The organism is Streptomyces sp. NPDC047014 (assembly GCF_040644195.1).
In the GTDB taxonomy this organism is placed as follows: Bacteria; Actinomycetota; Actinomycetes; order Streptomycetales; family Streptomycetaceae; genus Streptomyces.
In genome coordinates this window covers 113,128-137,677 of the sequence record NZ_JBEYVX010000008.1, presented here as the reverse complement: position 1 = coordinate 137,677, position 24,550 = coordinate 113,128, and the positions used below count along the sequence as shown (strand labels likewise).

At 72.3% G+C, this 24,550-nt stretch carries 20 protein-coding genes and 1 pseudogene; 13 read left to right on the top strand and 8 right to left on the bottom strand.

Annotated elements, in window-relative coordinates; translation table 11 throughout:
* Positions 1–38: 38 nt before the first annotated feature.
* Positions 39–1,736, top strand: coding sequence for an AMP-binding protein (locus ABZ873_RS08065; RefSeq protein ID WP_360866956.1), 1,698 nt, complete (start codon positions 39–41; stop codon positions 1,734–1,736).
* 75 nt (positions 1,737–1,811) lie between these two features.
* On the opposite strand, the gene ABZ873_RS08060 is transcribed toward ABZ873_RS08065, so the two are convergent.
* Positions 1,812–2,300, bottom strand: a complete 489-nt coding sequence (locus tag ABZ873_RS08060) for a glutathione peroxidase (protein ID WP_360866953.1) — start codon at positions 2,298–2,300, stop codon at positions 1,812–1,814.
* Between the two features lie 38 nt (positions 2,301–2,338).
* Positions 2,339–2,737: pseudogene (locus ABZ873_RS08055) on the bottom strand (hypothetical protein); the annotation flags it as partial.
* A 1,135-nt stretch (positions 2,738–3,872) separates the two neighbouring features.
* Between ABZ873_RS08055 and ABZ873_RS08050 the strand changes: the two are divergent.
* Positions 3,873–4,058, top strand: coding sequence for a hypothetical protein (locus ABZ873_RS08050; RefSeq protein WP_360866950.1), 186 nt, complete (start codon positions 3,873–3,875; stop codon positions 4,056–4,058).
* Between the two features lie 292 nt (positions 4,059–4,350).
* Positions 4,351–6,129 (top strand): glyoxylate carboligase, encoded by a 1,779-nt coding sequence (gene gcl, locus ABZ873_RS08045; RefSeq protein ID WP_360867074.1) that lies wholly within the window; start codon positions 4,351–4,353, stop codon positions 6,127–6,129.
* A gap of 93 nt (positions 6,130–6,222) precedes the next feature.
* Here gcl and ABZ873_RS08040 read toward each other — a convergent pair whose 3' ends face one another.
* From ABZ873_RS08040 to ABZ873_RS08020, 5 genes are all read right to left on the bottom strand, one after another.
* Entirely contained in the window at positions 6,223–8,319 is a 2,097-nt protein-coding gene (locus ABZ873_RS08040; RefSeq protein WP_360866947.1) for an NB-ARC domain-containing protein, read from the bottom strand.
* An 80-nt stretch (positions 8,320–8,399) separates the two neighbouring features.
* On the bottom strand, positions 8,400–8,882 hold the full coding sequence (locus tag ABZ873_RS08035) for a hypothetical protein (protein ID WP_360866944.1): 483 nt from the start codon (positions 8,880–8,882) through the stop codon (positions 8,400–8,402).
* A gap of 492 nt (positions 8,883–9,374) precedes the next feature.
* A complete protein-coding gene (locus ABZ873_RS08030; RefSeq protein ID WP_360867071.1) occupies positions 9,375–10,832 on the bottom strand; it encodes a catalase in 1,458 nt (485 codons plus the stop codon).
* 206 nt (positions 10,833–11,038) lie between these two features.
* A complete protein-coding gene (locus tag ABZ873_RS08025) occupies positions 11,039–11,938 on the bottom strand; it encodes a 2-hydroxy-3-oxopropionate reductase (RefSeq protein WP_360866942.1) in 900 nt (299 codons plus the stop codon).
* A gap of 75 nt (positions 11,939–12,013) precedes the next feature.
* Complete coding sequence (locus tag ABZ873_RS08020; protein WP_360866939.1) at positions 12,014–12,847, bottom strand: TIM barrel protein; 834 nt, start codon at positions 12,845–12,847, stop codon at positions 12,014–12,016.
* 125 nt (positions 12,848–12,972) lie between these two features.
* Between ABZ873_RS08020 and ABZ873_RS08015 the strand changes: the two genes are divergently transcribed.
* From ABZ873_RS08015 to ABZ873_RS07985, 7 genes are all read left to right on the top strand, one after another.
* The gene (locus ABZ873_RS08015) at positions 12,973–13,224 is read left to right on the top strand and encodes a hypothetical protein (RefSeq protein WP_360866936.1); all 252 of its coding nucleotides are present in this window, start codon (positions 12,973–12,975) and stop codon (positions 13,222–13,224) included.
* On the top strand, positions 13,221–13,604 hold the full coding sequence (locus tag ABZ873_RS08010; RefSeq protein WP_360866933.1) for a helix-turn-helix domain-containing protein: 384 nt from the start codon (positions 13,221–13,223) through the stop codon (positions 13,602–13,604). Before ABZ873_RS08015 ends, ABZ873_RS08010 begins: the two co-directional genes overlap by 4 nt.
* 155 nt (positions 13,605–13,759) lie before the next feature.
* Positions 13,760–14,275 (top strand): 2-oxo-4-hydroxy-4-carboxy-5-ureidoimidazoline decarboxylase, encoded by a 516-nt coding sequence (gene uraD / locus ABZ873_RS08005; RefSeq protein WP_360866930.1) that lies wholly within the window; start codon positions 13,760–13,762, stop codon positions 14,273–14,275.
* A gap of 7 nt (positions 14,276–14,282) precedes the next feature.
* Positions 14,283–14,681: a hydroxyisourate hydrolase gene (gene uraH, locus ABZ873_RS08000; protein ID WP_360866928.1), complete on the top strand. Its 399-nt coding sequence runs from the start codon at positions 14,283–14,285 to the stop codon at positions 14,679–14,681.
* Between the two features lies 1 nt (position 14,682).
* A complete protein-coding gene (gene pucL, locus ABZ873_RS07995; protein ID WP_360866925.1) occupies positions 14,683–15,606 on the top strand; it encodes a factor-independent urate hydroxylase in 924 nt (307 codons plus the stop codon).
* Positions 15,607–15,796: 190 nt separating this feature from the next.
* Complete coding sequence (locus tag ABZ873_RS07990; RefSeq protein WP_360866922.1) at positions 15,797–17,197, top strand: 8-oxoguanine deaminase; 1,401 nt, start codon at positions 15,797–15,799, stop codon at positions 17,195–17,197.
* 307 nt (positions 17,198–17,504) lie between these two features.
* Complete coding sequence (locus ABZ873_RS07985; RefSeq protein ID WP_360866919.1) at positions 17,505–18,896, top strand: nucleobase:cation symporter-2 family protein; 1,392 nt, start codon at positions 17,505–17,507, stop codon at positions 18,894–18,896.
* 103 nt (positions 18,897–18,999) lie between these two features.
* Here ABZ873_RS07985 and ABZ873_RS07980 read toward each other — a convergent pair whose 3' ends face one another.
* A complete protein-coding gene (locus tag ABZ873_RS07980) occupies positions 19,000–20,190 on the bottom strand; it encodes a GDSL-type esterase/lipase family protein (protein ID WP_360866916.1) in 1,191 nt (396 codons plus the stop codon).
* A gap of 303 nt (positions 20,191–20,493) precedes the next feature.
* Between ABZ873_RS07980 and ABZ873_RS07975 the strand changes: the two genes are divergently transcribed.
* Genes ABZ873_RS07975 through ABZ873_RS07965 form a run of 3 tightly spaced genes read left to right on the top strand, consistent with a single transcriptional unit; the run spans position 20,494 to position 24,513 of the window.
* Positions 20,494–22,236, top strand: coding sequence for an Hsp70 family protein (locus tag ABZ873_RS07975; protein WP_360866914.1), 1,743 nt, complete (start codon positions 20,494–20,496; stop codon positions 22,234–22,236).
* 13 nt (positions 22,237–22,249) lie between these two features.
* A complete protein-coding gene (locus ABZ873_RS07970) occupies positions 22,250–22,924 on the top strand; it encodes a hypothetical protein (RefSeq protein ID WP_360866911.1) in 675 nt (224 codons plus the stop codon).
* 2 nt (positions 22,925–22,926) lie between these two features.
* Complete coding sequence (locus ABZ873_RS07965) at positions 22,927–24,513, top strand: serine/threonine-protein kinase (RefSeq protein WP_360866908.1); 1,587 nt, start codon at positions 22,927–22,929, stop codon at positions 24,511–24,513.
* The last annotated feature ends 37 nt before the right edge of the window (positions 24,514–24,550 follow it).

Sequence of the window (24,550 nt, the reverse complement as noted above, 5' to 3'; positions counted from 1 at the left end):
CTGGTGGTCGGCCCCGCCGACGCGGCACGATACCTGCCATGACGACCGGAAATACGCAGAACAACGCCACCGCCACCGCGGAGTTCCTCGCCGCCCGGGACTTCCTGCTGGACCGCCGCGGTGACTACGAGGCCGCCCGCACCGGATTCACCTGGCCCCGCCCCCGGCAGTTCAACTGGGCCCTGGACTGGTTCGACCGGATCGCCGCCGGCAACGACGCCGACGCCCTGCGCATCGTCGAGGAGGACGGCACCAGCGAGTCGTTCTCCTTCGCCCGGCTCGCCGTACGGTCCGACGCGACGGCCCACTGGCTGCGCGAGCAGGGCGTCGCGCCCGGCGACCGGATCCTCGTCATGCTCGGCAACCAGCGCGAGCTGTGGGAGGTGATGCTCGGCGCGATGAAGCTGCGCGCCGTCGTCATCCCCGCCACGCCGCTCCTCGGCCCGGCCGACCTGCGCGACCGCGTCGAGCGCGGGCAGGTGCGGCATGTCGTCGTACGGAGCGAGGACACGGCCAAGTTCGACGAGGTACCCGGCGGCTACACGCGGATCGCCGCAGGCCACCGGGTGCCGGCGGGCTGGCGGCGGCTCGCGGACAGCGAGGACGCCCCCGGCGGCTTCACCCCCGACGGCGAGACCCTGGCCACCGACCCGCTGATGCTCTACTTCACCTCCGGCACCACCGACCGCCCCAAGCTCGTCGAGCACACCCACGCCTCCTATCCCATCGGCCACCTCTCCACCATGTACTGGCTCGGGCTGCGCCCCGGCGACGTGCACCTCAACATCGCCTCGCCGGGCTGGGCCAAGCACGCCTGGTCCAACCTCTTCGCCCCCTGGAACGCCGGCGCGACCGTCTTCGTCCACAACTACACGCGCTTCGACGCGGAGCGGCTGATGGCCGAGATGGACCGGCACGGCGTGACCACCTTCTGCGCGCCGCCCACCGTCTGGCGGATGCTGATCCAGTCCGACCTGACGCTGCTGGCCCGGCCCCCGCGCGAGGCGGTCGCGGCGGGCGAGCCGCTGAATCCGGAGGTCATCGAGAAGGTCCGCGAGGCGTGGGGCGTCACCATCCGCGACGGCTTCGGGCAGACCGAGACCACCCTCCAGGTGGGGAACTTCCCCGGGGTGCCGGTCAAGCCCGGCTCCATGGGGCGCCCGGCGCCGGGGTACGAGATCGTGCTGCTCGACCCGGTCACGGGGAAGGAGTCGGCGGAGGAGGGGGAGCTGTGCGTGGACCTGCGGGTGCGGCCCGCCGGGGTGATGACCGGCTACCGCGACGACCCGGAGCGCACCGCCGAGGCCATGGCGGACGGGCTCTACCGCACCGGTGACATCGCGGCGCGCGACGCCGACGGCTACCTCACCTATGTCGGGCGCTCCGACGACGTCTTCAAGGCGTCCGACTACAAGATCAGCCCGTTCGAGCTGGAGAGCGCGCTGCTGGAGCACGAGGCGGTGGCCGAGGCGGCGGTGGTGCCCGCGCCGGACGAGCTGCGGCTGGCGGTGCCGAAGGCGTACATCACGCTGGCGGGCGGCTGGGAGCCCGGGCCGGAGACGGCCCGGGCGCTGTTCGCGCACTCGCGCGCGGTGCTGTCCCCGTACAAGCGGATCCGGCGCATCGAGTTCGCCGAGCTGCCGAAGACCGTGTCCGGCAAGATCCGCCGGGTGGAGCTGCGCGAGCTGACCGCCGCGGGCTCGGGGGAGGAGTACCGCGAGGGCGAGCTGGACTGAGGCGCGCCGGTACGGGCCCCCGGGCGGCCGGGGGCCCGGGGGCGGGCGCGGGCCCCGCGGCCGGCGCGGGCCGTACTACGCGGGGAGCAGCGCCTCGATCGCGGAGACGACCTCGGGGGCCTCGGGCTCGGTGCGGGGGCGGAAGCGGGCGACGACCTCGCCGGCGGGGGAGATCAGGAACTTCTCGAAGTTCCACTGGATGTCCCCGGCCTCGCCGTCGGCGTCGGGGGTCTTGACCAGCTCCTGGTAGAGGGGGTGCCGGTTCTCGCCGTTGACCTCGGACTTCTCCAGGATCGGGAAGGTGACGCCGAAGCCGGCGGAGCAGAAGGTCTGGATGTCCTCGGCGTTGCCGGGCTCCTGGCCGCCGAACTGGTTGCAGGGCACGCCGATGACGGTGAAGCCCTTGTCCTCGTACGCGAACTGCAGACGGGCCAGGCCCGAGTACTGCGGGGTGAGGCCGCACTGCGAGGCGGTGTTCACCAGGAGGATGACCTTGCCCTTGTACGCGGCGAGGCTGGTGGGCTCGTCGGACAGGGTGGTCAGCGGGATGTCGTACAGGCTCATCGGGTACTCCTCAGCGGGGCGGGGGTATGCCCCCGAGCCTAGGGGGTGTGCGGGGTGTCCGGCGTGTCCGGGCCGATCAGGGCGTCGGCCGGGTCGTTGACGGGCTGCGGCATGCCGGTGAGGTCCATGACGAAGAGCGGTATCCCGAGGTCGTCGGCGCGGCTGCGGGCCTCCTCGGTGTAGCCGGCGAGGGAGAAGTAGACGCTGGTGGCGGAGGCGGTGAGCCCGTTCAGCCAGACGCACTCCACGGCGCGGAGGCCGGCGGGCGCGGTGGTCGGATCCACCTGCGCGACGAGCCCGGGCGCGCGGAGGTCGACGACCGCGGAGGGGATCGGCCGCCCGTCGGGCTGCCGCACATCCTGAAACCCGAGCCACCGCAGGTACAGCGCGGCGGTGGCCACGGCATCCCGAGCGGTCCGAATGGTCACCGGCCGAAACACCCCCCGCCCGCCCCCTGCGGCCGGCTGCCCACCACCGTCCGCCCGCCCGGCACCCCAGGCTCCGGCCCCTCCGGCTCCGAAATCCCCGGCTCCCGAACCCCCGACTCCGTGACCTCCGGTTCCGTGACCTCCGGTTCCGTGACCTCCGGCTCCGTGACCCCCAGCTCCGTGACCTCCGGCTCCGGAGACCCCGGCTCCCGAGACCCCGGCTCCCGAGGCCCCGGCACCCGTGCCAGCGGCGCCCGGGCCTCCGGCCCCAGAGGTTCCGGCCCCCGCGCCGGCGACTCCCCGGCCTCCGGCTCCCGCATTCGCGGCCCCGGAACCCCAGGCTTCCGAAGCCCCGGGCCAACTCCCGGTCCCAGAACCTGCGGCGCCCGAGCCATCGGCCTCGGGGCCTCCGGCCCACGAAAACCCGGCCCCCGAGCCGCCGGCTCCCGGAGCCCCGTCCCACTCCCAGGTCTCGGGGGCCGCGACGTCCGGACCCTCGGCCCCTGAACCGTCGGCTCCGAGGCCGTCGGCGCCCGGACCGATGGCCTCGGGGTACCCGGTTCCCGACGTACCGGCCCCCGGACGTGCGGTGCCCGGGCCTGCGGCGGCCGGGCCTGTGGTGCCCGGGGCGGCGGTTCCCGATGCCGCGGGCCGTGAGGGGCCGGTGCCTGGGTGTCCCGGGTCCGGGGTTTCCGCCCCGGCGGCCCGGGTTCCTGGACCGGCGGTCCAGGGGGCGTCTCCGTGCTGCGCACCTCCGCTCGCCGGGTTCCCGGCCTGGGGTGGTGTGCCGTACGCGCCCGTGGCCGGGCCGGTGCCCCGGATGCCCGGCCGTCCAGCGGCCCCGGCCTCACCCGCCGCCGGGCCGCGCCCGTCCCCCGCGGTCGGCCCAGCCCCCGAGGTCGGCCCAGCCGTCGAAGCCCCGCCGGTCCCCGGAAGCGGCCCTGCCGCCGGGCCGCGCCCGGTCGCCGGACCCTGGCCGGGGCCCGGGATCGGCCCCGTCGGGCCGTGCCCCGCCCCCGGCGTCGGGCGGCCGGGCCCCGCCCCCGGCGCGGGCCGGCCCGGACCCGCACCCGGCTGGCCCCGGAGCCCCGGTAGCGCAGGCGGAGCCTGTGGTTCCAAGGGGTGGACCGGGAGGAGGACGACCGTGCCGCAGGAGCCGCAGCCCAGCTCCGGGTGGGGCCATTCGCTTTCGCGGCCGCACGAGCCGCACCGCACCGTCACCCACGTCTCCGACCACGTCCGGTGCGTCAGCAGCATCGGCGGCGCCGACAGGTCCAGCGGCGGGTGGACCGGGCTGCCGCACGCGCAGGGGAAGACCGGCGCCGTGTAGCCGTTCTCGCGCAGGCACGCCGGGCAGCGCACCGGTACCGCTTCCGCCATGAGACCAGACCCCTCCGTCGCTGTCCGTGCCCTCATGCTCCACCACCGGCGACCGCCCCCACCCCCGGATCGGAGATTTGTACAAGTCGCCGCCCGGAATGCCGTTTTCGCCCGCCTCCCGCGTCCCCCCGCGCCTTGACGGCGCATCGCTCGCCGCTTAGCTTGTTCCGTATAGCAGAACAAAACTTCCGGATTACGGAAAAGCCTGACCGTCGCACCCGCAGGAGAACCTGATGCCTCGTATGACAGCCGCCGCTGCTGCAGTTGAGATCCTCAAGCTCGAAGGCGTCGAACAAGCGTTCGGTGTTCCCGGTGCGGCGATCAACCCCTTCTACCGGGAGCTCAAGAACGTCGGCGGCATCGCCCACACGCTGGCCCGCCACGTCGAGGGCGCCTCGCACATGGCCGAGGGCTACACCCGCGCCAAGGCCGGCAACATCGGCGTCTGCATCGGCACCTCGGGCCCGGCCGGCACCGACATGATCACCGGCCTGTACTCCGCCATCGCGGACTCCATCCCGATCCTGTGCATCACCGGCCAGGCCCCGGTCTCGAAGCTCCACAAGGAGGACTTCCAGGCCGTCGACATCGCCTCGATCGCCAAGCCCGTCACCAAGGCCGCCACCACGGTCCTGGAGGCCGCGCAGGTCCCCGGCGTCTTCCAGCAGGCGTTCCACCTGATGCGCTCCGGCCGCCCCGGCCCGGTCCTCATCGACCTGCCGATCGACGTCCAGCTGACCGAGATCGAGTTCGACCCCGAGACCTACCAGCCGCTGCCCGTCTACAAGCCGCAGGCCAGCCGCGCCCAGGCCGAGAAGGCCCTCGGCTTCCTGCTGCGCGCCGAGCGCCCGCTGATCGTCGCCGGCGGCGGCATCATCAACGCCGACGCCTCCGACCTGCTGGTCGAGTTCGCCGAGCTGACCGGCGTCCCCGTCATCTCCACCCTCATGGGCTGGGGCACCATCCCCGACGACCACGAGCTGGCCGCCGGCATGGTCGGCGTCCAGACCGCGCACCGCTACGGGAACGCGACCTTCCTGGAGTCGGACACCGTCATCGGCATCGGCAACCGCTGGGCCAACCGCCACACGGGCTACAACCTGGACGCGTACACCAAGGGCCGCACCTTCGTGCACGTCGACATCGAGCCCACCCAGCTCGGCAAGATCTTCGCCCCGGACTTCGGCATCGCCTCCGACGCCAAGGCCGCCCTGGAGCTCTTCATCGAGGTCGCCAAGGAGCTCAAGGCGGAGGGCAGGCTGCCGGACTTCTCCGCCTGGGCCGCCTCCGCGCAGGAGCGCAAGGCCACCCTCCAGCGCCGTACGCACTTCGAGAACATCCCCATGAAGCCGCAGCGCGTCTACGAGGAGATGAACAAGGCGTTCGGCCCGGAGACCCGCTACGTCACCACCATCGGCCTCTCCCAGATCGCCGCCGCGCAGTTCCTGCACGTCTACAAGCCGCGCCACTGGATCAACTGCGGCCAGGCCGGCCCGCTCGGCTGGACCATCCCCGCCGCGATCGGCGCCGCCACCGCGGACCCGCAGACCCCGATCGTCGCGCTGTCCGGCGACTACGACTTCCAGTTCATGATCGAGGAGCTGGCGGTCGCCGCCCAGCACAAGGTCCCCTACGTCCACGTCCTCGTGAACAACGCCTACCTGGGCCTGATCCGCCAGGCGCAGGGCGGCCTCGGCATCAACTTCGAGGTCAACCTCGAATTCGAGAACATCAACACCCCGGAGATCGGCGTCTACGGCGTCGACCACGTCAAGGTCGCCGAGGGCCTGGGTGTCAAGGCCATCCGGGTCACCGACCCGGACAAGCTGGGCGAGGCGTTCGAGGAGGCCAAGAAGCTGGCCCAGGAGCACCAGGTCCCCGTCGTCGTCGAGGCGATCCTGGAGCGCGTCACCAATATCGCGATGAGCAAGACGGTCGACATGAGCGACGTCACCGAGTTCGAGGACCTGGCGACCGAGCCGGGCCACGCCCCGACCGCGATCAAGGCCCTCCTGGTCTGATCCGCCCGCGGGCACACGCGGCGGCCCCCGTCCCCTCACTCCGCGGTGAGGGGACGGGGGCCGCTTCCGCTGTCCGCGGCTACGGCGCCCCGCTCAGCCCCCGCCCCCGTACCGCGCCCACCGCTCCCGCTCCCGCGCCGTCGCCAGGGTGTCGGCGTGCTCGGGCCCCAGTACGCGCGTCTGCTCGGCCAGCAGATGCCCGAGGGAGACCGCTGCCCCCGCCGGGTCCCCGGCCCGGCCCCGCCAGTGCGCGTGGCCGAAGTGCGCGCCGAAGACGTCGTACCAGTTCGGCCGCGTCACCACCGTCCCCAGGAAGGTCTCCCTCGGCAGCGTGGGACCGCCCGAGGCGCCCAGCCGCCGCAGCAGATCGTCCAGGAGGGCTTGATAGGCCATGGCGGCCCCGTACGCGTCCCCGGACTCGCCCCGCCAGCCCGCGAGCAGGGCCCGGTTCGCGAAGACCTCCGGGTACGCGGGCCCGTAGTGCCGCTCCTGGAGCGGTACGAGCTCGGCGTAGGCCGCGGCCGCCCCGCCCGGGTCCCCGGCCTTCGCCCGCCAGCGCCCCAGCGCGGCCCGCGTGGCGAGGGTGCCCAGGTGCTCGGGGCCGAGCCGGTGGATCCGCTCGCCGAGCATCGCCGCGTAGGCGGCCGCCGCCCCGGCCGGATCCCCGGCCTCGCCCCGCCAGTGCGCGGCCCGCTCACGGGCCCCGTCCACCACCTCGGAGTCCGGGCCCTGACGGCGCAGAGCCTCCTCCGCCAGCCGCTCGAAGTGCCCCCGGGCCGCGCCCGCCCGGCCCGTGCCGCCCAGGAACTCACCGACGCGGAAGAGCAGGGGATGCACGCCGAGGGGCGGCTCCCCGCCGAAGAAGGCGTCCATCGTGGCGCTGAACGTGTCGCGGCGCGGGGCAGCGGCCCGCCCGGTCAGCGGGTGGGTCCACAGCACGGTGCCCGCGTGCCGCAGCAACTCCTCGGTGCAGGCCGCCAGTACCGGCCCGAAGCCGGCGTCGTCCGGGTCCCGGTCGGCCGCCTCGGCCAGGGCCGAGGCCAGGCTCAGGGCCGGGGCCCCCGCCCGGTGCGCGGGCACCTGCTCGCGCGTCACCCGCCGCAGTACCGGATGCATCCGTACCGAGGGGTACGCGTCCCCCGCCGCGCAGTCGACCAGCCCCAGGCGGTCCAGCACCCGCAGCGCGGCCGTCACCTCCTCCGGGCGCGGCGCGGCGCCGTCGGGGGAGGGCGCGGTGCGGTGCCGCTCCAGGTGGCGCAGGGCGGCCGGGCGCGTGAGTACGGACGCGGGCGCGCCCCCGTCCGGGAGCAGGGCGGCCAGTTCCAGCAGCGGGCCCACCAGCCCGCCGGGCACCAGCCGGCCGGCCCGCTCGCAGGACGGCGCCCACGCCTCGTGCACCCCGAAGTGCTGACCGTCCGGCAGTGCGCCCGGTCCGGGCACGAGTTCGGCCAGCGGCCGCCCGCCGGGCCGCGTCAGCAGCCCGAGGTACGCCGTGCAGTCCAGCCCCTCCCGGACCAGCTGGGCCGCGGCCTGGGAGAGTGCCAGCGGCAGCAGCCCCAGCTCCCGGGCCAGCGCCTCGGCCTCCTCGGCCCCGGCGTCGCGTCCGCCCTCGGCGAGCACGTCGCGCAGGTACGCCGTCCCCTCGGCCGGGGTGAACCCCGCCACCGGGACCACGGCCCGGACGGGCCCCGGCTGCGCGATGTCCCGCCGACGGGTCGTCACCAGCGTTCGCCCGCCGGGGTGGTCGGGGGGCCACAGGCCGCGCAGGTCCTCGGGGTCGGCCACCCCGTCCAGCACGATCAGCCAGCGCGGCCGGGGCTCCTCGGCGTCGGCCCGCAGCCGGGCGAGGAACGCCTGCGCGGCCTGTTCCGGGGCGGCGGTGGTGTCGGTCCCGGTGAGCTCGGCGTGGGCCTGCGCGTAGCAGGCGAGGACCGCTTCGCGGTCGCCGGCCGGGACCCAGACGAGCAGGTCGAGTCGGCCCTCGTCCCAGGCCCGGCGGGCCAGGTGCGCGGCCTGCTGGGTCTTGCCCGTGCCCGCCGTGCCGACGAGCGGCCCGCGCGGGTCGTCGAGCGCCGGCCGGGCCCGGAAGCAGCGCGCGGCGGCGGGCGGGGTGCCCACCCGTACGGGCCAGGGCGCGGGGGCGCGCGAAGCGGCGTAGTAGGAGACATGGTCGGCGCGGCCGACGGCCATGCCGTAGTGCCCGGCCCGGACGGAGTACGGGTGCGCGGGGCCGGTGGTGGTGGGGGAGGGGCTTGCGCTCGCCGGTCCGGTCAGCCCTGGGACGGAGCCGGCGGGGGAGGGGGGCTCAGGTGGGCACCTCCGTGAATCACGGCGGCGGCGATGGAGCCGTGGTCGGCGCGGACGTGGAGGTCGCCGCCGACGGCCAGTCCCGCGTCCCCGGCGGATACGCCGGGTGCTCCGGCGGCGTCGAGCAGGGCGCGCAGTTCCCCGGCGGCCCGGTCGCGCTCCTGGTCCGGGAGCAGTTCCAGCAGCCCTTCGAACCGGGCCTGCCACAGGGCCTCCTGGCGGATGCGGGTCCGTTCCCCGTCCGGACCGGCGGCCGCGCCGGCGGCGGCGATCTCGGAGGCGGTGCGGTCGAGCCGTACGAGCTCCCCGCCGGCCCGGCCGGTGTCGCCGCGGCCGAACCAGTCGGCCACCTGGGCGCGGAAGCCCTCCCACGCCTGCGTACCGGCGGCCTGCACCACCGCGGTCCCTCCGGCCGTGGCCAGTGCCAACAGCGCTTCCGGCAGCATCGGTTGCCCCCTCCGTACGATCGCCGACGATCTTCCAGAGCCTACCGGGCGGCCTCCCGAAGGAGCCGTGACATGACAAAGTGCCGACATGACAAAGCGCTGACATGGCAAAGCGCCGAGTCACGGGACCGTCCGTGACTCGGCGCTCTGGTGGTGACCGCCCGACGGAGCGAGGCTGGCGCGACAGGACGTTCGCACCGCCGGGCGGAGTGTGTGGGGAGGAGGGCCCTCCTCGTACAGGAAGGAGAGGCCGGGACTGTGGCGGGCGGGCGACGGGAACTCCGGCACCGTCTCCCTCAGGTCGAGAGACGGGCCTCGGAACCCATGACCACCGCACTGGCTCGCACGCCCGCCACGGTCCTCACGCGGCGCCGGCCGCAGGGGCCGGCGCAGTCTGCCCTCACCGCGTACCACCCCTCATCCGGGTCCACGGGTCGGGCTGAGCACCCGGGGCCTGACCTCCCGTCAGGCCCCCGGTACATCCTTGTCGGCTCAGGCGTCGCGCAGGGCGCGGACGGCCTCCTCGACGCGGCGGCCGTAGTCGGCGTCCGCGGCGTGGAAGTGAGCCAGGTTCTTCTCGATCACGTCCTCCAGGGTGACCTGGGAGAGGCCGCCGGCGATGTTCGCCACCAGGCGCTGCTTCTCGGCCTCCGACATCAGCCGGTACAGCTCACCGGCCTGGAAGAAGTCGTCGTCCTTGGTGTGCGCCGGGGCCTCGTGGGTGCCGGTCCAGCCGGAGACGGCCTTCGGGGCGCCCAGCGCGAGGCCGGTCTCGGCCGGGCCCTGGTAGGAGTTGGGCTCGTAGTTCTTGTCGTGGCGCGAGCCGTTGCGCAGCGCCATGACGCCGTCGCGGCCGTAGTTGTCGGCCTTCGTCGCCTTCGGCGCGTTGACCGGCAGCAGGGTGTGGTTCACACCGAGGCGGTAGCGCTGGGCGTCGGCGTAGGCGAACAGGCGGCCCTGGAGCATCTTGTCCGGGGAGGCGGTGATGCCCGGGACGAAGTTGTTCGGGGAGAAGGCGGACTGCTCGACCTCGGCGAAGACGTTGTCCGGGTTCCGGTCGAGGACCAGGCGGCCCACGCGCTGGAGCGGGTAGTCGCTGTGCGGCCACACCTTGGTGAGGTCGAACGGGTTGAAGCGGTAGTCCGCGGCCTCGGCGGCGGGCATGACCTGGACGTACAGGGTCCAGCTCGGGTTCACGCCGCGCTCGATGGCCTGGAGCAGGTCGGTCTGGTGCGAGTTGCCGTCGGAGCCGACGACCTCGGCGGCCTGCTCGCTGGAGAGGCAGCGGATGCCCTGGTTCGTCTTGAAGTGGTACTTGACGAAGAACGCCTCGCCCTGCTCGTTCGTCCACTGGTAGGTGTGGGAGCCGTAGCCGTTCATGTGGCGGTAGGAGGCGGGGATGCCGCGGTCGCCCATCAGCCAGGTGATCTGGTGCGTGGCCTCGGGGGCGTGCGCCCAGAAGTCCCAGACGTTGTCCGGCTCCTGCTTGCCCGTGAAGGGGTCGCGCTTCTGGGAGTGGATGAAGTCGGGGAACTTGATCGGGTCCTTGATGAAGAACACCGGGGTGTTGTTGCCGACGAGGTCGTAATTGCCCTCTTCGGTGTAGAACTTGAGCGCGAAGCCGCGCGGGTCGCGGACCGCGTCGGCGCCGCCGAGCGAGTCGGCGACGGTGGAGAACCGCAGGAAGGTCTCGGTCTTCTTGCCGACCGTGTCCAGGAAGGCGGCGCTGGTCCAGGCGGTGACGTCGTCGGTCACCTCGAAGTAGCCGTACGCCGCGGAGCCGCGGGCGTGCACCACGCGCTCCGGGATGCGCTCACGGTTGAAGCGGGCAAGCTTTTCGAGCAGCTGCTGGTCCTGGACCAGGAGCGGGCCACCGACGCCGGCGGTGGCGGAGTTCTGGTTGTCGGCGACCGGGGCGCCGGACTCGGTCGTCAGCGTGCGCTTCGACATGGTGACCTTCCGTACGGGTAACTGCTGACGGAAAGCGTCTTCCGTCATGCGGAACAGCCTAGATTCGGCACGAACGCAGCGTCAACAGTTTGTTGAACTGACTTGGGGAGTGGTGATCCGGACGGCGCCGGCGCTTGGGCGCGACAGGACAGGTGTCAGCACCGGCGCCATCCGGAGACTCGGGTCCCCTCAGGGAGGGGAGGCGGTCAGACCTGGGCGCCGGAGAGGCGCTCGACGGCGCGCAGCAGGGCCGAGTGGTCCAGGCCGCCGTCGCCCTGGGCGCGCAGGGAGGCGACGAGCTGGGCGACGACCGCGCCGACCGGGAGGGCCGCACCGACATTGCGGGCGGCGTCGGTGACGATGCCCATGTCCTTGTGGTGCAGGTCGATCCGGAAGCCGGGCTTGAAGTCGCGGTTCAGGAAGTTGTCCTTCTTGCGGGTCAGGACCGTGGAGCCGGCCAGACCGCCGTTGAGGACGTCCAGGGCGGCCTGGAGGTCCACACCGGACTTCTCCAGGAAGACCACGGCCTCGGCGCACGCCTGGATGTTCACCGCGACGATGAGCTGGTTGGCGGCCTTCACCGTCTGGCCGGAGCCGTGCGGGCCGCACAGGACGATGACCTTGCCGAGGGCTTCCAGGACGGGCAGGGCCTCGTCGAAGTCGGCCTGCTCGCCACCCACCATGATCGACAGCACGGCCTCGACGGCGCCGGCCTCGCCGCCGGACACCGGGGCGTCGATGACGCGGATGCCCTTCTCTGCGGCGTTCTTGGCGAGGTCCACCGAGGTCTGCGGGGTGATCGACGACATGTCGATGATCAGCGCCCCGGACCTCGCGTTCTCCAGGATGCCGTCGGCGCCGTAGGAGATGGCCTCGACCTGGGGGGAGGCGGGCACCATCGTGATGATGACGTCGGCGTCCTTGACGGCCTCGGCGATGGAGCCGGCCGCGGTGCCGCCGGCGGCGGACAGGCGGTCCAGCTTGTCCTGCTCCAGGGTGAAGCCGGTGACGGAGTAGCCGGCCTTGAGCAGGTTCTCGGCCATGGGGGAGCCCATGATGCCGAGGCCGATCCAGGCGATCTTCGGCAGCGCAGCGGTGTTGCTCATGAGGAGGGTCCTTCTCTTGATACGTCGTACGAAAAGTGCGGGGGATGCCCGGCCGGCCGGCCGGACGTGCCGCCCCTACGCGGCGGCGCGGGCCCCGGCCGGCAGCCAGGCGAAGGAGGCGGCGGCGTCCTCGGCCTTGTACTCCAGGCCCACGTAGCCCTCGTATCCCGCCTTCTTGAGCTGGTCGAGCAGCTCGGCGAGGGGCAGTTCGCCGGTGCCGGGGGCACCGCGCCCGGGCTTGTCCGCGATCTGGACGTGCCCGGTCTTGGCGGCGTACTTTTCGATGACCTCGGAGAGGTCCTCATCGTTCATCGCCAGGTGGTACAGGTCGAGGAGGAACTTGGCGTTCCCGAGGCCGGTGGCCTCGTTCACCCTGTCCACCACCTCGACGGCGGCCGGAGCGCTCACCAGCGGGTAGAGCGGCGACTCGGGCTTGTTGAGGGTCTCGATCAGGAGGACCGCGCCCACGCGGTCCGCGGCACGCGCCGCCGTGACCAGGTTCTCCAGGGCCAGTGCGTCCTGGACGGCCGGGTCCACGCCCTCGACGCGGTTGCCGTAGAGCGCGTTCAGCGCCTTGCAGCCCACCGAGGCGGCGAAATCGGCCGCGATGTCGATGTTGGCGTTGAAGCGGTCCGACTCCTCGCCGGGGACCGATACCGCGCCGCGGTCCGGGCCCGGCAGCTTGCCGGCGTAGAAGTTCAGGCCCACCAGCTGGGTGCCGGCGTCCTCAAGAGCCTTCCTGAGGGCGTCCAGCTCTTCCTGGGCGGGGGCGGGGGTCTCGATCCAGGGCCACCACAGCTCGACCGCCGTGAAGCCCGCCGCGGCGGCGGCCGCGGGGCGCTCCAGGAGCGGGAGTTCCGTGAAGAGGATCGACAGGTTCACATCGAAGCGCTGGTCCGTGTATCCCATGAGGGGTGTGCGCTCCTTCCGTATTGCGGAAGTTGTTTTCTGCTTGATGGAAGACTGCACGGGGTCCCGCGCGGATGTCAAGTGCGGACTGCCGGAAAAACCTGGCCGCGGGGTAGCTTGACGGCGTGCGATTGAGAGTGGAGTTCACGACCGAGCCCTTCGATCTCGAAGAGGCCCCCGCCCATGCCGTGGCCGCCCGGGAGGTCATCCAGAAGGCCAGGCTGGAGGCGGTGGACGTCGGCCCCTTCGGCAACACGGCGGAGGGCGGGACCGAGGAGGTCCTGGCCGCCGTGGGCGCGCTGCTGCGCGACTCGCTGGACGCCGGGGCCACCCGCGTCACCCTCCAGGTCAACGTGATCGGCGAGGAGACGCCATGACCGAGCCCCGCGACCACCCCTTCGTGGCGGCGGTCAAGCCGCTCGTCGACGCCATGGGCGGCGAGCTGATGGACCCCTCCCTCGCCCAGCCCGACGACGTCGTGCTCGCCTGGGAGGGCCAGGACGTGCTCGCCGTGCGCCTGCCGCAGCTCTCCGAGTCGCTGGACCACATCCTGGCCGCGCTGGAACGCCGGCACGGTGTGCCGCTGTCGCAGCTCGACCGGAAGTCCAAGCAGGACGTCGTACGGATACTGGAGGCGCGCGGCGCCTTCTCCGTCCGGCACGGTGTGGAGACGGTCGCGGGGGCCCTGGGGGTCAGCCGCTTCACGGTCTACAACTATCTGAACAGGGAAAATCCCGGTAAAACCAGCCAGGCGTGAGAACCGCCTGACCCACAGTGACCAGCCGTCGCCCTATTCATCCGGGCGGCGGCTTTTGTGTACGCGAAGTTTCAACAAAGTGTTGACGCCGTGTTGTGGAGAGCGTTAGCTATGCGCAGCCCGTCTCAGCAACAACAGGCCACGGAGGACCCACCGTGTCTTCGAGTCCGACCCCGGGTCTCACCCGGATCAACACCTTGGACGACAGCGCGGCCGCGGCCGAGCTGCACGAGGTCTGCGCCAGTTCGGCCTGGGGGAGCAAGATGCTCGCCCAGCGCCCCTTCGCCTCCGCCGAATCCCTGTTCGCCGCGAACGAGGCCGCCATGGCGGAGCTCACCGCGGAGGATCTGGGCGAGGCCATGGGGGGCCACGCACCGATCGGCCGCCCGAAGCCGGGAGACCCGACCTCCGCCCGCGAACAGCGCGGCATGGCCGGCGCCTCGGAGGAGCTCCGCAGTGAACTCCTCGAACTCAATCTGGCCTACCAGGACAAGTTCGGCCACGTCTTCCTCATCTGCGCCACCGGTGCGACCGGTGAGTTCATGCGGGACGCGGTCAAGGTCCGGATCGGCAACTCGCCGGAGCAGGAGCGGGAGACCGCCCGCGGCGAGCTCGTCAAGATCAACCGGATCCGCCTGACCCGCCTCGTGGAACTCGCAGAAGGAGCGTGAGCAGAGCATGAGCACCGCGACCACCGCGTCGGTGTCCACCCACATCCTGGACACCAGCATCGGCCGGCCCGCCGAGGGCGTCGCCATCTCCCTGTCGGCCCGTACGGGATCCGACGGCGAGTGGGCGGCCCTGGGCGGCTCCGCCACCGACGCCGACGGGCGCTGCAAAGACCTGCCGGCACTGCCGGAGGGCACCACCCACGTACGTCTCGGCTTCGAGACCGAGACGTACTTCTCGCATCAGCACAAGAAGCAAGCCGAGGCGCAGCAGGACGCCCCCCGCGTAAGGGACAGCGCTACGTTCTTCCCCGAGGTCACCATCACGTTCGCGGTGAACCCGGGCGAGCACTACCACGTACCGCTGCTGCTCAACCCGTTCGGCTACTCCGTTTACCGAGGGAGCTAGCATGGCCACGATTCTCGGCCAGAACCAGTACGGCAAAGCAGAGAACCGCGTCGTCAAGATCACGCGGGACGGCGACACCCACCACATCAAGGACCTGAACGTCTCGGTCGCCCTCTCCGGCGACATGGACGACGTCCACTACTCCGGCTCCAACGCCAACGTCCTGCCGACGGACACCACCAAGAACACGGTGTACGCCTTCGCCAAGGAGCACGGCATCGAGTCCGCCGAGCAGTTCGGCATCCACCTGGCCCGCTGGTTCGTCAACAGCCAGGAGCCGATCCAGCGCGCGCGCATCCGGATCGAGGAGTACGGCTGGGACCGGATCGCCACCTCGGACGCGAACTCCAAGTTCATCGGCTCCGACGAGGTGAACCACTCCTTCGTCCGCCAGGGCATGGAGACCCGCGTCACCCAGATCACCTACGACGGCCGGAACTGGGAGGTCATCTCCGGCCTCAAGGACCTGGTCGTCATGAACTCCACGAACTCGGAGTTCTGGGGCTACGTCAAGGACAAGTACACGACCCTCCAGGAGGCGTACGACCGCATCCTGGCCACCCAGGTGTCGGGCCGCTGGCGGTTCAGCTGGTCGGACGACGAGCAGCGGATGCCCAACTGGGAGAAGTCCTACGCCGAGACCAGGAAGCACATGCTCCAGGCGTTCGCGGAGACCTACTCCCTGTCGCTCCAGCAGACCCTGTACCAGATGGGCTCGCGGATCATCAACCACCGCTCGGAGATCGACGAGGTCCGCTTCTCGCTCCCGAACAAGCACCACTTCCTCGTCGACCTGGAGCCCTTCGGCCTCAAGAACGACAACGAGGTGTACTTCGCCGCGGACCGCCCCTACGGTCTGATCGAGGCCACGATCCTGCGGGACGGCGCCGACGCGCGCATCCCGGTGGACATGACCAACCTCTAGTACGGCACGCACGGCCCGGGGCCCCGCAGTGGCCCCGGGCCCGGGCGACACGACCCCCACTTCCTGAATCGGCACCCGGAGCACCGCGCGGGGCGGCAGTACTGTCAGCTGCCCAGGCCCCCGGCTCCGGCACTCAAATCCCCTGGGTCCTGCCGTGCCCGCACCGCCACTGAAAGCACGAGGAAGTCCCATGGCAGCATCGGCAGCCCATGACAGCGCCGCCGCGCGCATCGTCATCGAGAACTGTGCGATCGCGACCGTCGACGCGAACGACACCGAGTACGCCTCGGGTCATATCGTCATCGCCGGCAACCGGATCGAGTCCATCGGCGCGGGCAGTGCCCCCGACAACCTCGACAACGTGGTCCGCCGCATCGACGGCACCGGGCACCTCGTGACCCCCGGCCTGGTCAACACCCACCACCACTTCTACCAGTGGATCACCCGCGGCCTGGCCACCGACCACAACCTCTTCAACTGGCTCGTCGCCCTCTACCCGACCTGGGCGCGCATCGACGAGCAGATGACCTACACGGCCGCGCAGGGCTCCCTCGCCGCGATGGCCAGGGGCGGTGTCACCACCGCCATGGACCACCACTACGTCTTCCCCAAGGGCTCCGGCGACCTGTCCGGCTCGATCATCCGCGCCGCGTCCGAGATGGGCGTCCGCTTCACCCTCGCCCGCGGCTCCATGGACCGCAGCGAGAAGGACGGCGGCCTGCCCCCGGACCACGCCGTCGAGACCCTGGAGGGCGCGCTCGCCGACACCGAGGCGACCGTGCGGAAGTACCACGACGCCTCCTTCGACTCGATGACCCAGGTCGCCGTCGCCCCCTGCTCCCCCTTCTCGGTCTCCACCGAACTGCTCAAGCAGGGCGCCGAGCTGGCCCGCCGCCTCGGCGTACGGATGCACACGCACGGCAGCGAGACGGTCGAGGAGGAGAAGTTCTGCCACGAGCTCTTCGGCATGGGCCCCACCGACTACTTCGAGTCGACCGGCTGGCTCGGCGAGGACGTGTGGATGGCGCACAGCGTCCACATGAACGACTCCGACATCGCCGCCTTCGCCCGTACGAAGACCGGCGTCGCGCACTGCCCGTCCTCCAACGCCCGGCTGGCCGCCGGCATCGCCCGGGTACCGGACATGCTGGCCGCGGGCGTCCCGGTCGGCCTCGGCGTGGACGGCACCGCCTCCAACGAGTCCGGTGAGCTCCACACCGAGCTGCGCAACGCGCTCCTGATCAACCGGCTGAACCCGGTGCACCGCGAGCGCGCCCTGAACGCGCGCCAGGCCCTGCGCCTCGGTACGTACGGCGGCGCCCAGGTCCTCGGCCGCGCCGACAGCATCGGCTCGCTGGAGGCCGGCAAGTGCGCCGACCTGGTGCTGTGGAACCTCAGCACCTTCCTGCACTCCTCGATCGCCGACCCGGTCACGGCCCTGGTCTTCGGCGCGGCCGCCCCGGTGACGGCCTCGTTCGTCAACGGCAAGCAGATCGTGGAGAACAACCGACTGCTCTTCGCGGACGAGGACGCCATCGCGGTCTCCACCCGCGAGGAGGCACAGCGCCTCGCGCGGATCGCGCAGGGCTGATACCACGGTGTCCGGCCGGGGGGGACGGCCCCCGGCCGGCGGCCGCGGACCCGAGCGGGGTCCGCGGGCAGCCGTTCCCGGGCGGCGCCCTCGGCGATCCGAAGGGCGTCCCCCGGGGCGGTGACTCGTGCGACACGCGCCACGGCGCACCACGGGAACGAGGAATGGGCGAATCGTTTCCGCACTGTCCGCATCACCTACCACCCCACCACCCCCACCACTCCACCAGCGCTCGACTCGCACAGCCTTCGCACCACCTCCAAGACACCCACGTCCCTGCCGACGTGTTACCCGACCGGAGGAAGCCGTGGCCAATCCGCCCAGCTTTCGCAAAGACGCAGTCGCAGTACCGCAGGAGAAGCACCCGGTCGACGAGACCCTGCCTCCGCTGAAAATGTTCACGAGCGGCCTCCAGCACGTGGCCGCCATGTACGCGGGTGTCGTGGCCCCGCCCATGATCGTCGGCCCCGCCGTCGGACTCTCCGCCACCGAGACCGCCTTCCTGATGGGCGCCTCCCTCTTCACCGCCGGGCTCGCCACCCTCCTGCAGACCCTCGGCATCTGGAAGATCGGCGCCCGGCTCCCCTTCGTCAACGGCGTGTCCTTCGCCGGTGTGACGCCCATGATCGCGATAGGCAAGGGGGAGGGCCCGGACGCCCTTCCCATCATCTTCGGCGCGATCATCGTCGCCGGGGTCATCGGCTTCGTCGCCGCCCCCTACTTCGGCAAACTCGTCCGTTTCTTCCCGCCGGTGGTCACGGGCACGGTCATCACCCTGATCGGTGTCTCGCTGCTCCCCGTCGCCTTCAACTGGTCGCAGGGCGGCAACCCGGTCGCGACCGACTACGGCTCGATGAAGAACATCGGCATGGCGGCCGTCACCCTCGTGATCGTCCTGCTGATGCGCAAGTTCCTGCGCGGCTTCCTCCAGCAGATCTCGATCCTGCTCGGCCTCGTCGCCGGCACCCTGATCGCCCTGCCGCTCGGCATGACCAGCTTCGACGCCGTCAGCAACGCGCCGCTGGTCGGCTTCCCCACCCCCTTCCACTTCGGGGCCCCGCAGTTCCAGGTCGCCGCGATCATCTCGATGTGCATCGTGATGCTCGTCTGCATGACCGAGTCCACCGCCGACATCCTCGCGCTGGGCCGGATCGTCGGCCGGCCGGCGGACGAGCGGACCATCGCCGGGGGCCTGCGCGCCGACACCCTCGGCAGCGCGATCAGCCCGCTCTTCAACGGGTTCATGTGCAGCGCCTTCGCCCAGAACATCGGCCTGGTCGCCATGACCAAGGTGCGCAGCCGCTTCGTCGTCGCCGCGGGCGGCGGCATCCTGATCCTGCTGGGCCTGTGCCCCATGGCGGCCTCCGTCATCGGCGTGGTCCCGCTGCCGGTGCTCGGCGGCGCCGGCATCGTCCTCTTCGGTTCGGTCGCCGCCAGCGGGATCCAGACCCTGGCCGGCGCGGCCATGGAGAAGGGCGAGAACGCCCTGATCGTCGCCGCCTCCGTGGGCATCGGCCTGATCCCGATCGCCGCCCCGGACTTCTACCACGCCTTCCCCAAGGACCTCCTGGTCGTCCTCGACTCCGGCATCAGCACCGGCTGCGTGGTCGCCATCGCGCTGAACCTCGCCTTCAACCACCTCGGGGCGAGGAACCGCGCGGCCTCGGGGACCGCACCCGAGCCCGTACCGGTCCACTGACAGCCGTCGGCGGACGGCACACGACGACGGCGCGTACGCCACCCACTGCGGGTGTGGCGTACGCGCCGCCGTACGTCCGCCGCCGGTCACGCGGCCCCGGCGATCAGGAGGCCGGGGTCAGCACCATGCCCGTGTGGTCCCGCCCGGCGGTGTTCCGGCACGAGCTCGCGGAGTTCGCCGGCTGGGCGACGGCCAGGGCCAGGCAGCGGCCCGCGGCGAGCTGCCCGTAGAAGTTGGGGTGCATGGACTCCTGGATCAGCCCCTGCGACTCGTTGTTGTCGATCCAGCGTGCCCACTCGCTGCTCGTCGCCGAGGCGGGGACGGTGGAGCCGACCAGCTTGCTCGCCTTCGCGCACACCTCGCGCCCCTGGAGCATGTCGCGCAGGTCGAGGAACTGCACGCCCTTCGCCGCGGCCACGCCCTTGATGCGGCCGGCGATCTGCGGGACGAGTGAGTCGCGCGCCCAGTCCGAGTCCCGGTTCCAGAACGGGCAGCCGCCGGTGTTGAGCCGGCTCCAGTCGCTCTGCGGGTAGCGGTTCTCCGCGCCGCGGGGGATGGGGGAGGGGTAGGACTGGAGCACGATCCGGTACGAGGAGTCCGCGTACCCGGCCGTACGCATCACCGCGCGCACCTCGTCCACGGACCTGGCCACCTTCGCCATGACCGCGTCGATCTTCTGGTCCACGGCGTACTGCTGGTCGTCGTGGCAGTAGGAGTTCCAGAGGATGAAGTCGTACGCGCAGCTCTTGATGATGTCGGCGAAGCCCAGGTCGTTGCCGCCGACCGACAGGGCGATGATCTTCACATCGTGACTGGCGGCCACCGCCGCGAGCTGGTCCGCCTGCGGGGCCTCGCCCCGGAAGGGGACACCGCCCTGCGAGGCGCGGAAGACGTTGTCGGTGGTCGCCCCCGAGCAGGCGAGGTTCACGGCCACGTCCGCGACGGGCCCGGCGCTGCGCACCTCGGCCGAGTCGGAGCGGTGGCAGCCGCCCGCGGTGCTCCCGTACACGCGCGCCGGATCGTATACGTTCCCGCTGACCCAGGCCCGGTCGGTGCCGTAGCGGCTCCCGGAGTTGGTGAGGGTGTTGCCCTTCCAGCGGCCGGCCTCGCCGGAGATGTAGCTGTCGCCCAGGGACACCACGGCCGTCGGGCCGGTGCCGGGGGCGGCAGCGGCGGTCCCGGCACCGCCGGCGAGCAGCACGCCGGCGGTGAGGGCCAGTGCGGCGGCGGCGCCGGCCGGGCGTCGCACCCGGCGGCGGTACCGGCCCGTGCTGAGGTTGCGGAATCCGATCACAGCGGAACTCCTGCGTTCGGCCACGGCGAAGTCGGCGACGACCGCGTCGCGTGGCGGGAAGGTGGGGGAGCCGCCGGCCGGTGGCACCGGAAAGGTGACACGGGCCCTCTTGTTACCGCTAGGTACAGGCGCGTTACGAACGAGTAACGACCGATCGGTCGTTCGGCTCACGGGAGCGGCCGGAACCGGTCAACTTCCTTTCTCCGGCGATCAGCTGACGCGCAGTCCGGACGTCATGCACCCTGTGTAACAATGACCACCCTTCCGGCCGCAGGCACGGTGAGGACGAGGGGGACGGCACGCATGAAGTACAGGGTTGTGGCTGCCATCGACTTCGGGACGCACGGCTCGGGATTCGCCTGGGCGGTGCTCCCGGCCGGGGCGGAGATGCCCGACCAGCGCCAGATCGACTATCCGGACCAGTGGGACGACGCGCCCCTCACCTACCCGAAGAATCTCTCCGCCCTCTTCCTGGACCCCGAGGGCAACGACCGCGACTGGGGGTACGCCGCCCGGCGCGCGGGCTCCGCGGGCGAACCGGGCCGCCTGGAGCACGGCTTCAAGATGTGGCTGAGCCCCGAGGGCGCGGAGGGCACCCAGGGCCCCGGCGGCGGACTCGTCGGCACCCCGGAACAGGCCGTACCGCTCATCGCGGCCTATCTGCGCCGGCTGCGCGGCGCGGCCCTCGACCGCATCGTCGGCGGCGGCTTCCTGGAGTCCGACATCCGCTGGTGCCTGACCGTCCCGGCCATCTGGGAGCCCGAGCAGCGCAACCTGATGCGCGAGGCAGCCCGCCTGGCCGGATTCCCCGCCGACGACCGCGACCGGCTGATCCTCGTCACCGAACCGGAAGCCGCCACCGTCTACTGCGCCCAGGACGGCGCCGCCGGGATCGGCGGCCTCGGCTCCCTGGCCACCCTCGTCGTCGACTGCGGCGGCGGCACCGTGGACATCGCCGCCTACCGCTGCACCGCCGACGGCGCCCTGGAGCAGCTGCGCCGGCCCTCCGGCGGGAAGCTCGGCTCGAACTACATCAACCGCCGCTTCCAGGTCCAGGTGCTCGCCCCGCGCCTCGGCCAGGCGGCGTTCAAGGCCCTGGAGGCCGCCCCCGCCCAGCTCCTGGAGCTGATGGACGACTTCGAGCGGATGAAGACCCACTTCCGCGGCGACAGCGACAGCCCGGTCAGCATCCCCATCTCCCTCAAGGCCAGCCGCATCATCGACCCGCACGGCGGAACGGAACGCCTCGCCGCCGAGCAGCAGGGGGTGGACGACCACGTCGTCATCGAACCCGACGTGATGCGCGGCCTGTTCCAGGGCACCACCGAACCGCTGGTGAAGCTCGTGGACACCCAGATCCGCGAACTGCTCGCCGACCCGGCCGTCGCCGGCGAGGGCCTGCGCGTGATCCTCGTCGGCGGTTTCGCCCAGTCCCACTACGTCCAGACCCGCCTCGCCCGCCACCTCGACCAGGAGTTCCCCGGCGCGGTCCAGCTGGTGATCCCGCCGAACCCCTCCCGCGCCGTGCTCGGCGGAGCCGTGCACTACGCCTGCCGCCCCGAGGTCGTGCACTCCCGGCGCGCGTCCAACACGTACGCCGTCGAGATCTCCGCCCGGCGCCGCTTCGGCGCGCTGTTCCGGGAGCGCGGCGCCGTGCGCGCCCTCCCCATCACCAGGGTCAGGGGACAGGGCGCCTTCCGCGACGGCGTCCTCGACCCGCTCGTGCTCATGGGGGAGTCCGTCCGCGTCGGCAGCGAGCGCAGCTACGGCCTGATGCCGCTCAGCGCCCAGCAGCGGGAGATGGAGGTGTCGCTGTACGCGGTGCCCGGGGTGAAGGACCTCACGGTCAACACACCCGGCGTGCGGCTCCTCGGCACCGTGCTCGTCGACATCTCCGAGTCGGTGGGGGAGGAGGAGGTCGAGGACCGCCGGGTGGACCTCTACTTCACCTTCGGCGGAACCGAGATCGGGGTCACCGTCGTCAATCCGCGCACCGAGGCACGCTGCGAGACCGTCATCGAGTTCGCCGGCATCCCCGAGCAGTGAAGAGGGACACGAGATGGAGCACCCCGTACCCGACCGCCCCGCCTCCGCGCCCCTGCCCGAGGGCGGACTCATGCCGTGGAAGGTGTTCCACGAGGTGAAGGCCCTGCGGGCGGAGGTCCGGGCGCTGCGCGCGCAGCGCGAGGAGGCCAACGGCCGGCTCGACAAGCTGTACGAGGCGGTGCACGCCCTGCGCGCCGACCGCACCACGGAGCTGGAGAGCGCCCACCACGAGACCTCCCGGGCCTACGGAGCCCTGCGCGACCGGATCATCAGCCACTGCCGGTACGCCGCCGAGGCCGCCGCCGAGCAGCCGCACCAGCGCGCGGAGACCCACGTACGGCTCGCCGCGGCCGTCTTCCGCACCGTCCTCGCCGAGCATCCGGCCGCCGAGGAGGACTGGCACCGCTCGGCCGCCCGGGTGCTCGGCCCGCAGGTGCCGCTGGGCACCGTGACCGACCTGCACCGGGAGACCGCCGCCCTGCGGGCGCGCGTCGCGGAGCTGGGCGGGGTCCACCGCTGGAACTTCGAACTGCGCCTGGGCCAGGCCCCCGATCCGCGGCTGCACGAGGTCTGGCCGCGCTCCGACGAGCACGAGCCGCTGAGCCTGTGCGTCGCCCCCGCCTACCAGGTCGTCGGCCGGACCCCGCACGTCAGGCCCCTGGTCCACACCGTGATCGGCCGGGTGTGACGGTGCCCGGCCGCCCCCTGGACGGAACCCTCCTCGACGGCCGCTACCGGCTGGAGCGGCTGCTCGGGCGCGGCGGCATGGGCGAGGTGTGGCACGCCGCCGACGTGACCAGCGGCGAGGCCCTCGCCGTGAAGACGATCCTCGCGCAGTCCCTGGACTCGCCCGAGGCCCGCGCCCGCTTCCGGCACGAGGCCCGCGCCCTGGAACGCGTGGTCAGCCCGTACACCGTGCGCCTGCTCGGCTCCGGCTCCGACGGGGACATCGACTACCTGGCGATGGAGTACGTCACGGGGCGCGGCCTGGACCGGGAGCTCGCGGCCCGCTTCATCGCCGACCGGACCTGGCGCTGGGCGGCGCCCCTCCTGCGCGGCATCGTCCAGGGCATCGCCGATGTGCACGGCGCCGAGATCGTGCACCGGGACATCAAGCCCTCCAACGTCCTGCTCACCTCGGACGGTTCCGTCAAGGTCTGCGACTTCGGCATCGCCAAGCTGGTCGGGCCCGAGCCCTTCACCCAGCTCACCGCCCCCGGCCAGGCCATCGGCAGCGCCCCCTACATGCCGCCCGAGCGGTGGAACGGCGGGCCGGTCACCTACCTGGGCGATCTCTACTCCTTCGGCTGCCTGGCGTACGAACTGCTCACCGGGGTACGCCCCTTCGGCCTGTGCGTGGACCGCGAGGACTACCGCCGGGCCCATCTGACGCAGCGGCCCGAGCGGCTGTCGGTCCTGCGGCCCGATCTGCCGGCGGCGCTGGACCTGCTGCTGTCCGCGCTGCTGGAGAAGCGGCCCGGGGACCGGCCCGCCTCCGCCGAACTCGCCGCCGTGGTCCTGGACGTGTCCCCGCTGGAGGCCCGCGGCACCCGCTGGGCCCGCCAGCGGCTCGCCGCGCACGACACGGAGACCGACCGGATGCTGCGGGACGCGGAGAGCAACTGGCTGTCGAACCGGCCCGAGGCGGGGCTCTTCTCCAGCCGGGAGGTCGTCCGCCGCCGGGTGCTGGTCAACGGCCCGAACGCCGATGCCACCCTGCGGGCCCGCCGGGTGGAGGCGGACTGCCTGTGGGCGCTGGGGGACGTGCAGGAGGCGCTGCAGCTCAGCGAGGAGCTGGCGGAGCAGCGGGTCGCGGTGCTCGGTCCGTACAACGACGAGGCGATCATGTCCTTGCGGGCCTGGGCCAGCCGGCTGTGGCACCTGGGGCGGCTGACCGAGGCGCTGGTGCCGCTGCGGCGGATAGCGGAGGCCCGCGCGGACACCCACGGGGACTACTCGCCCGAATACCACCGGGCCGCCTACGACCTGGCGCTCTGCCTGTTCTCCTGCGGCCGCGGCGAGGAGGCGGCCCCGCTGCTGCGCGCGGTGGTCGCGGGCCGTACGGACCTGCTCGGCGCGGAGGCGGCCGAGACCCTGGAGGCCCGGCTGCTGCTGGGCGCGGTGCTGCTGGAGCACGACGCGGCGGCGGAGGCCCTGGCCCAGCTGGAGCCGGTGGAAGGGGCCCTGGAGCGGGGCTGGATCCCGAACCAGCGGCCGCCGGACCACGCCCGCGCGCTGATCGAGAACGCGCGGCTGCGGGTGAAGCGCAAGCGCTGAGGGAACGGCCGCCGGGGGAACGGCACCGCCCCCGCCG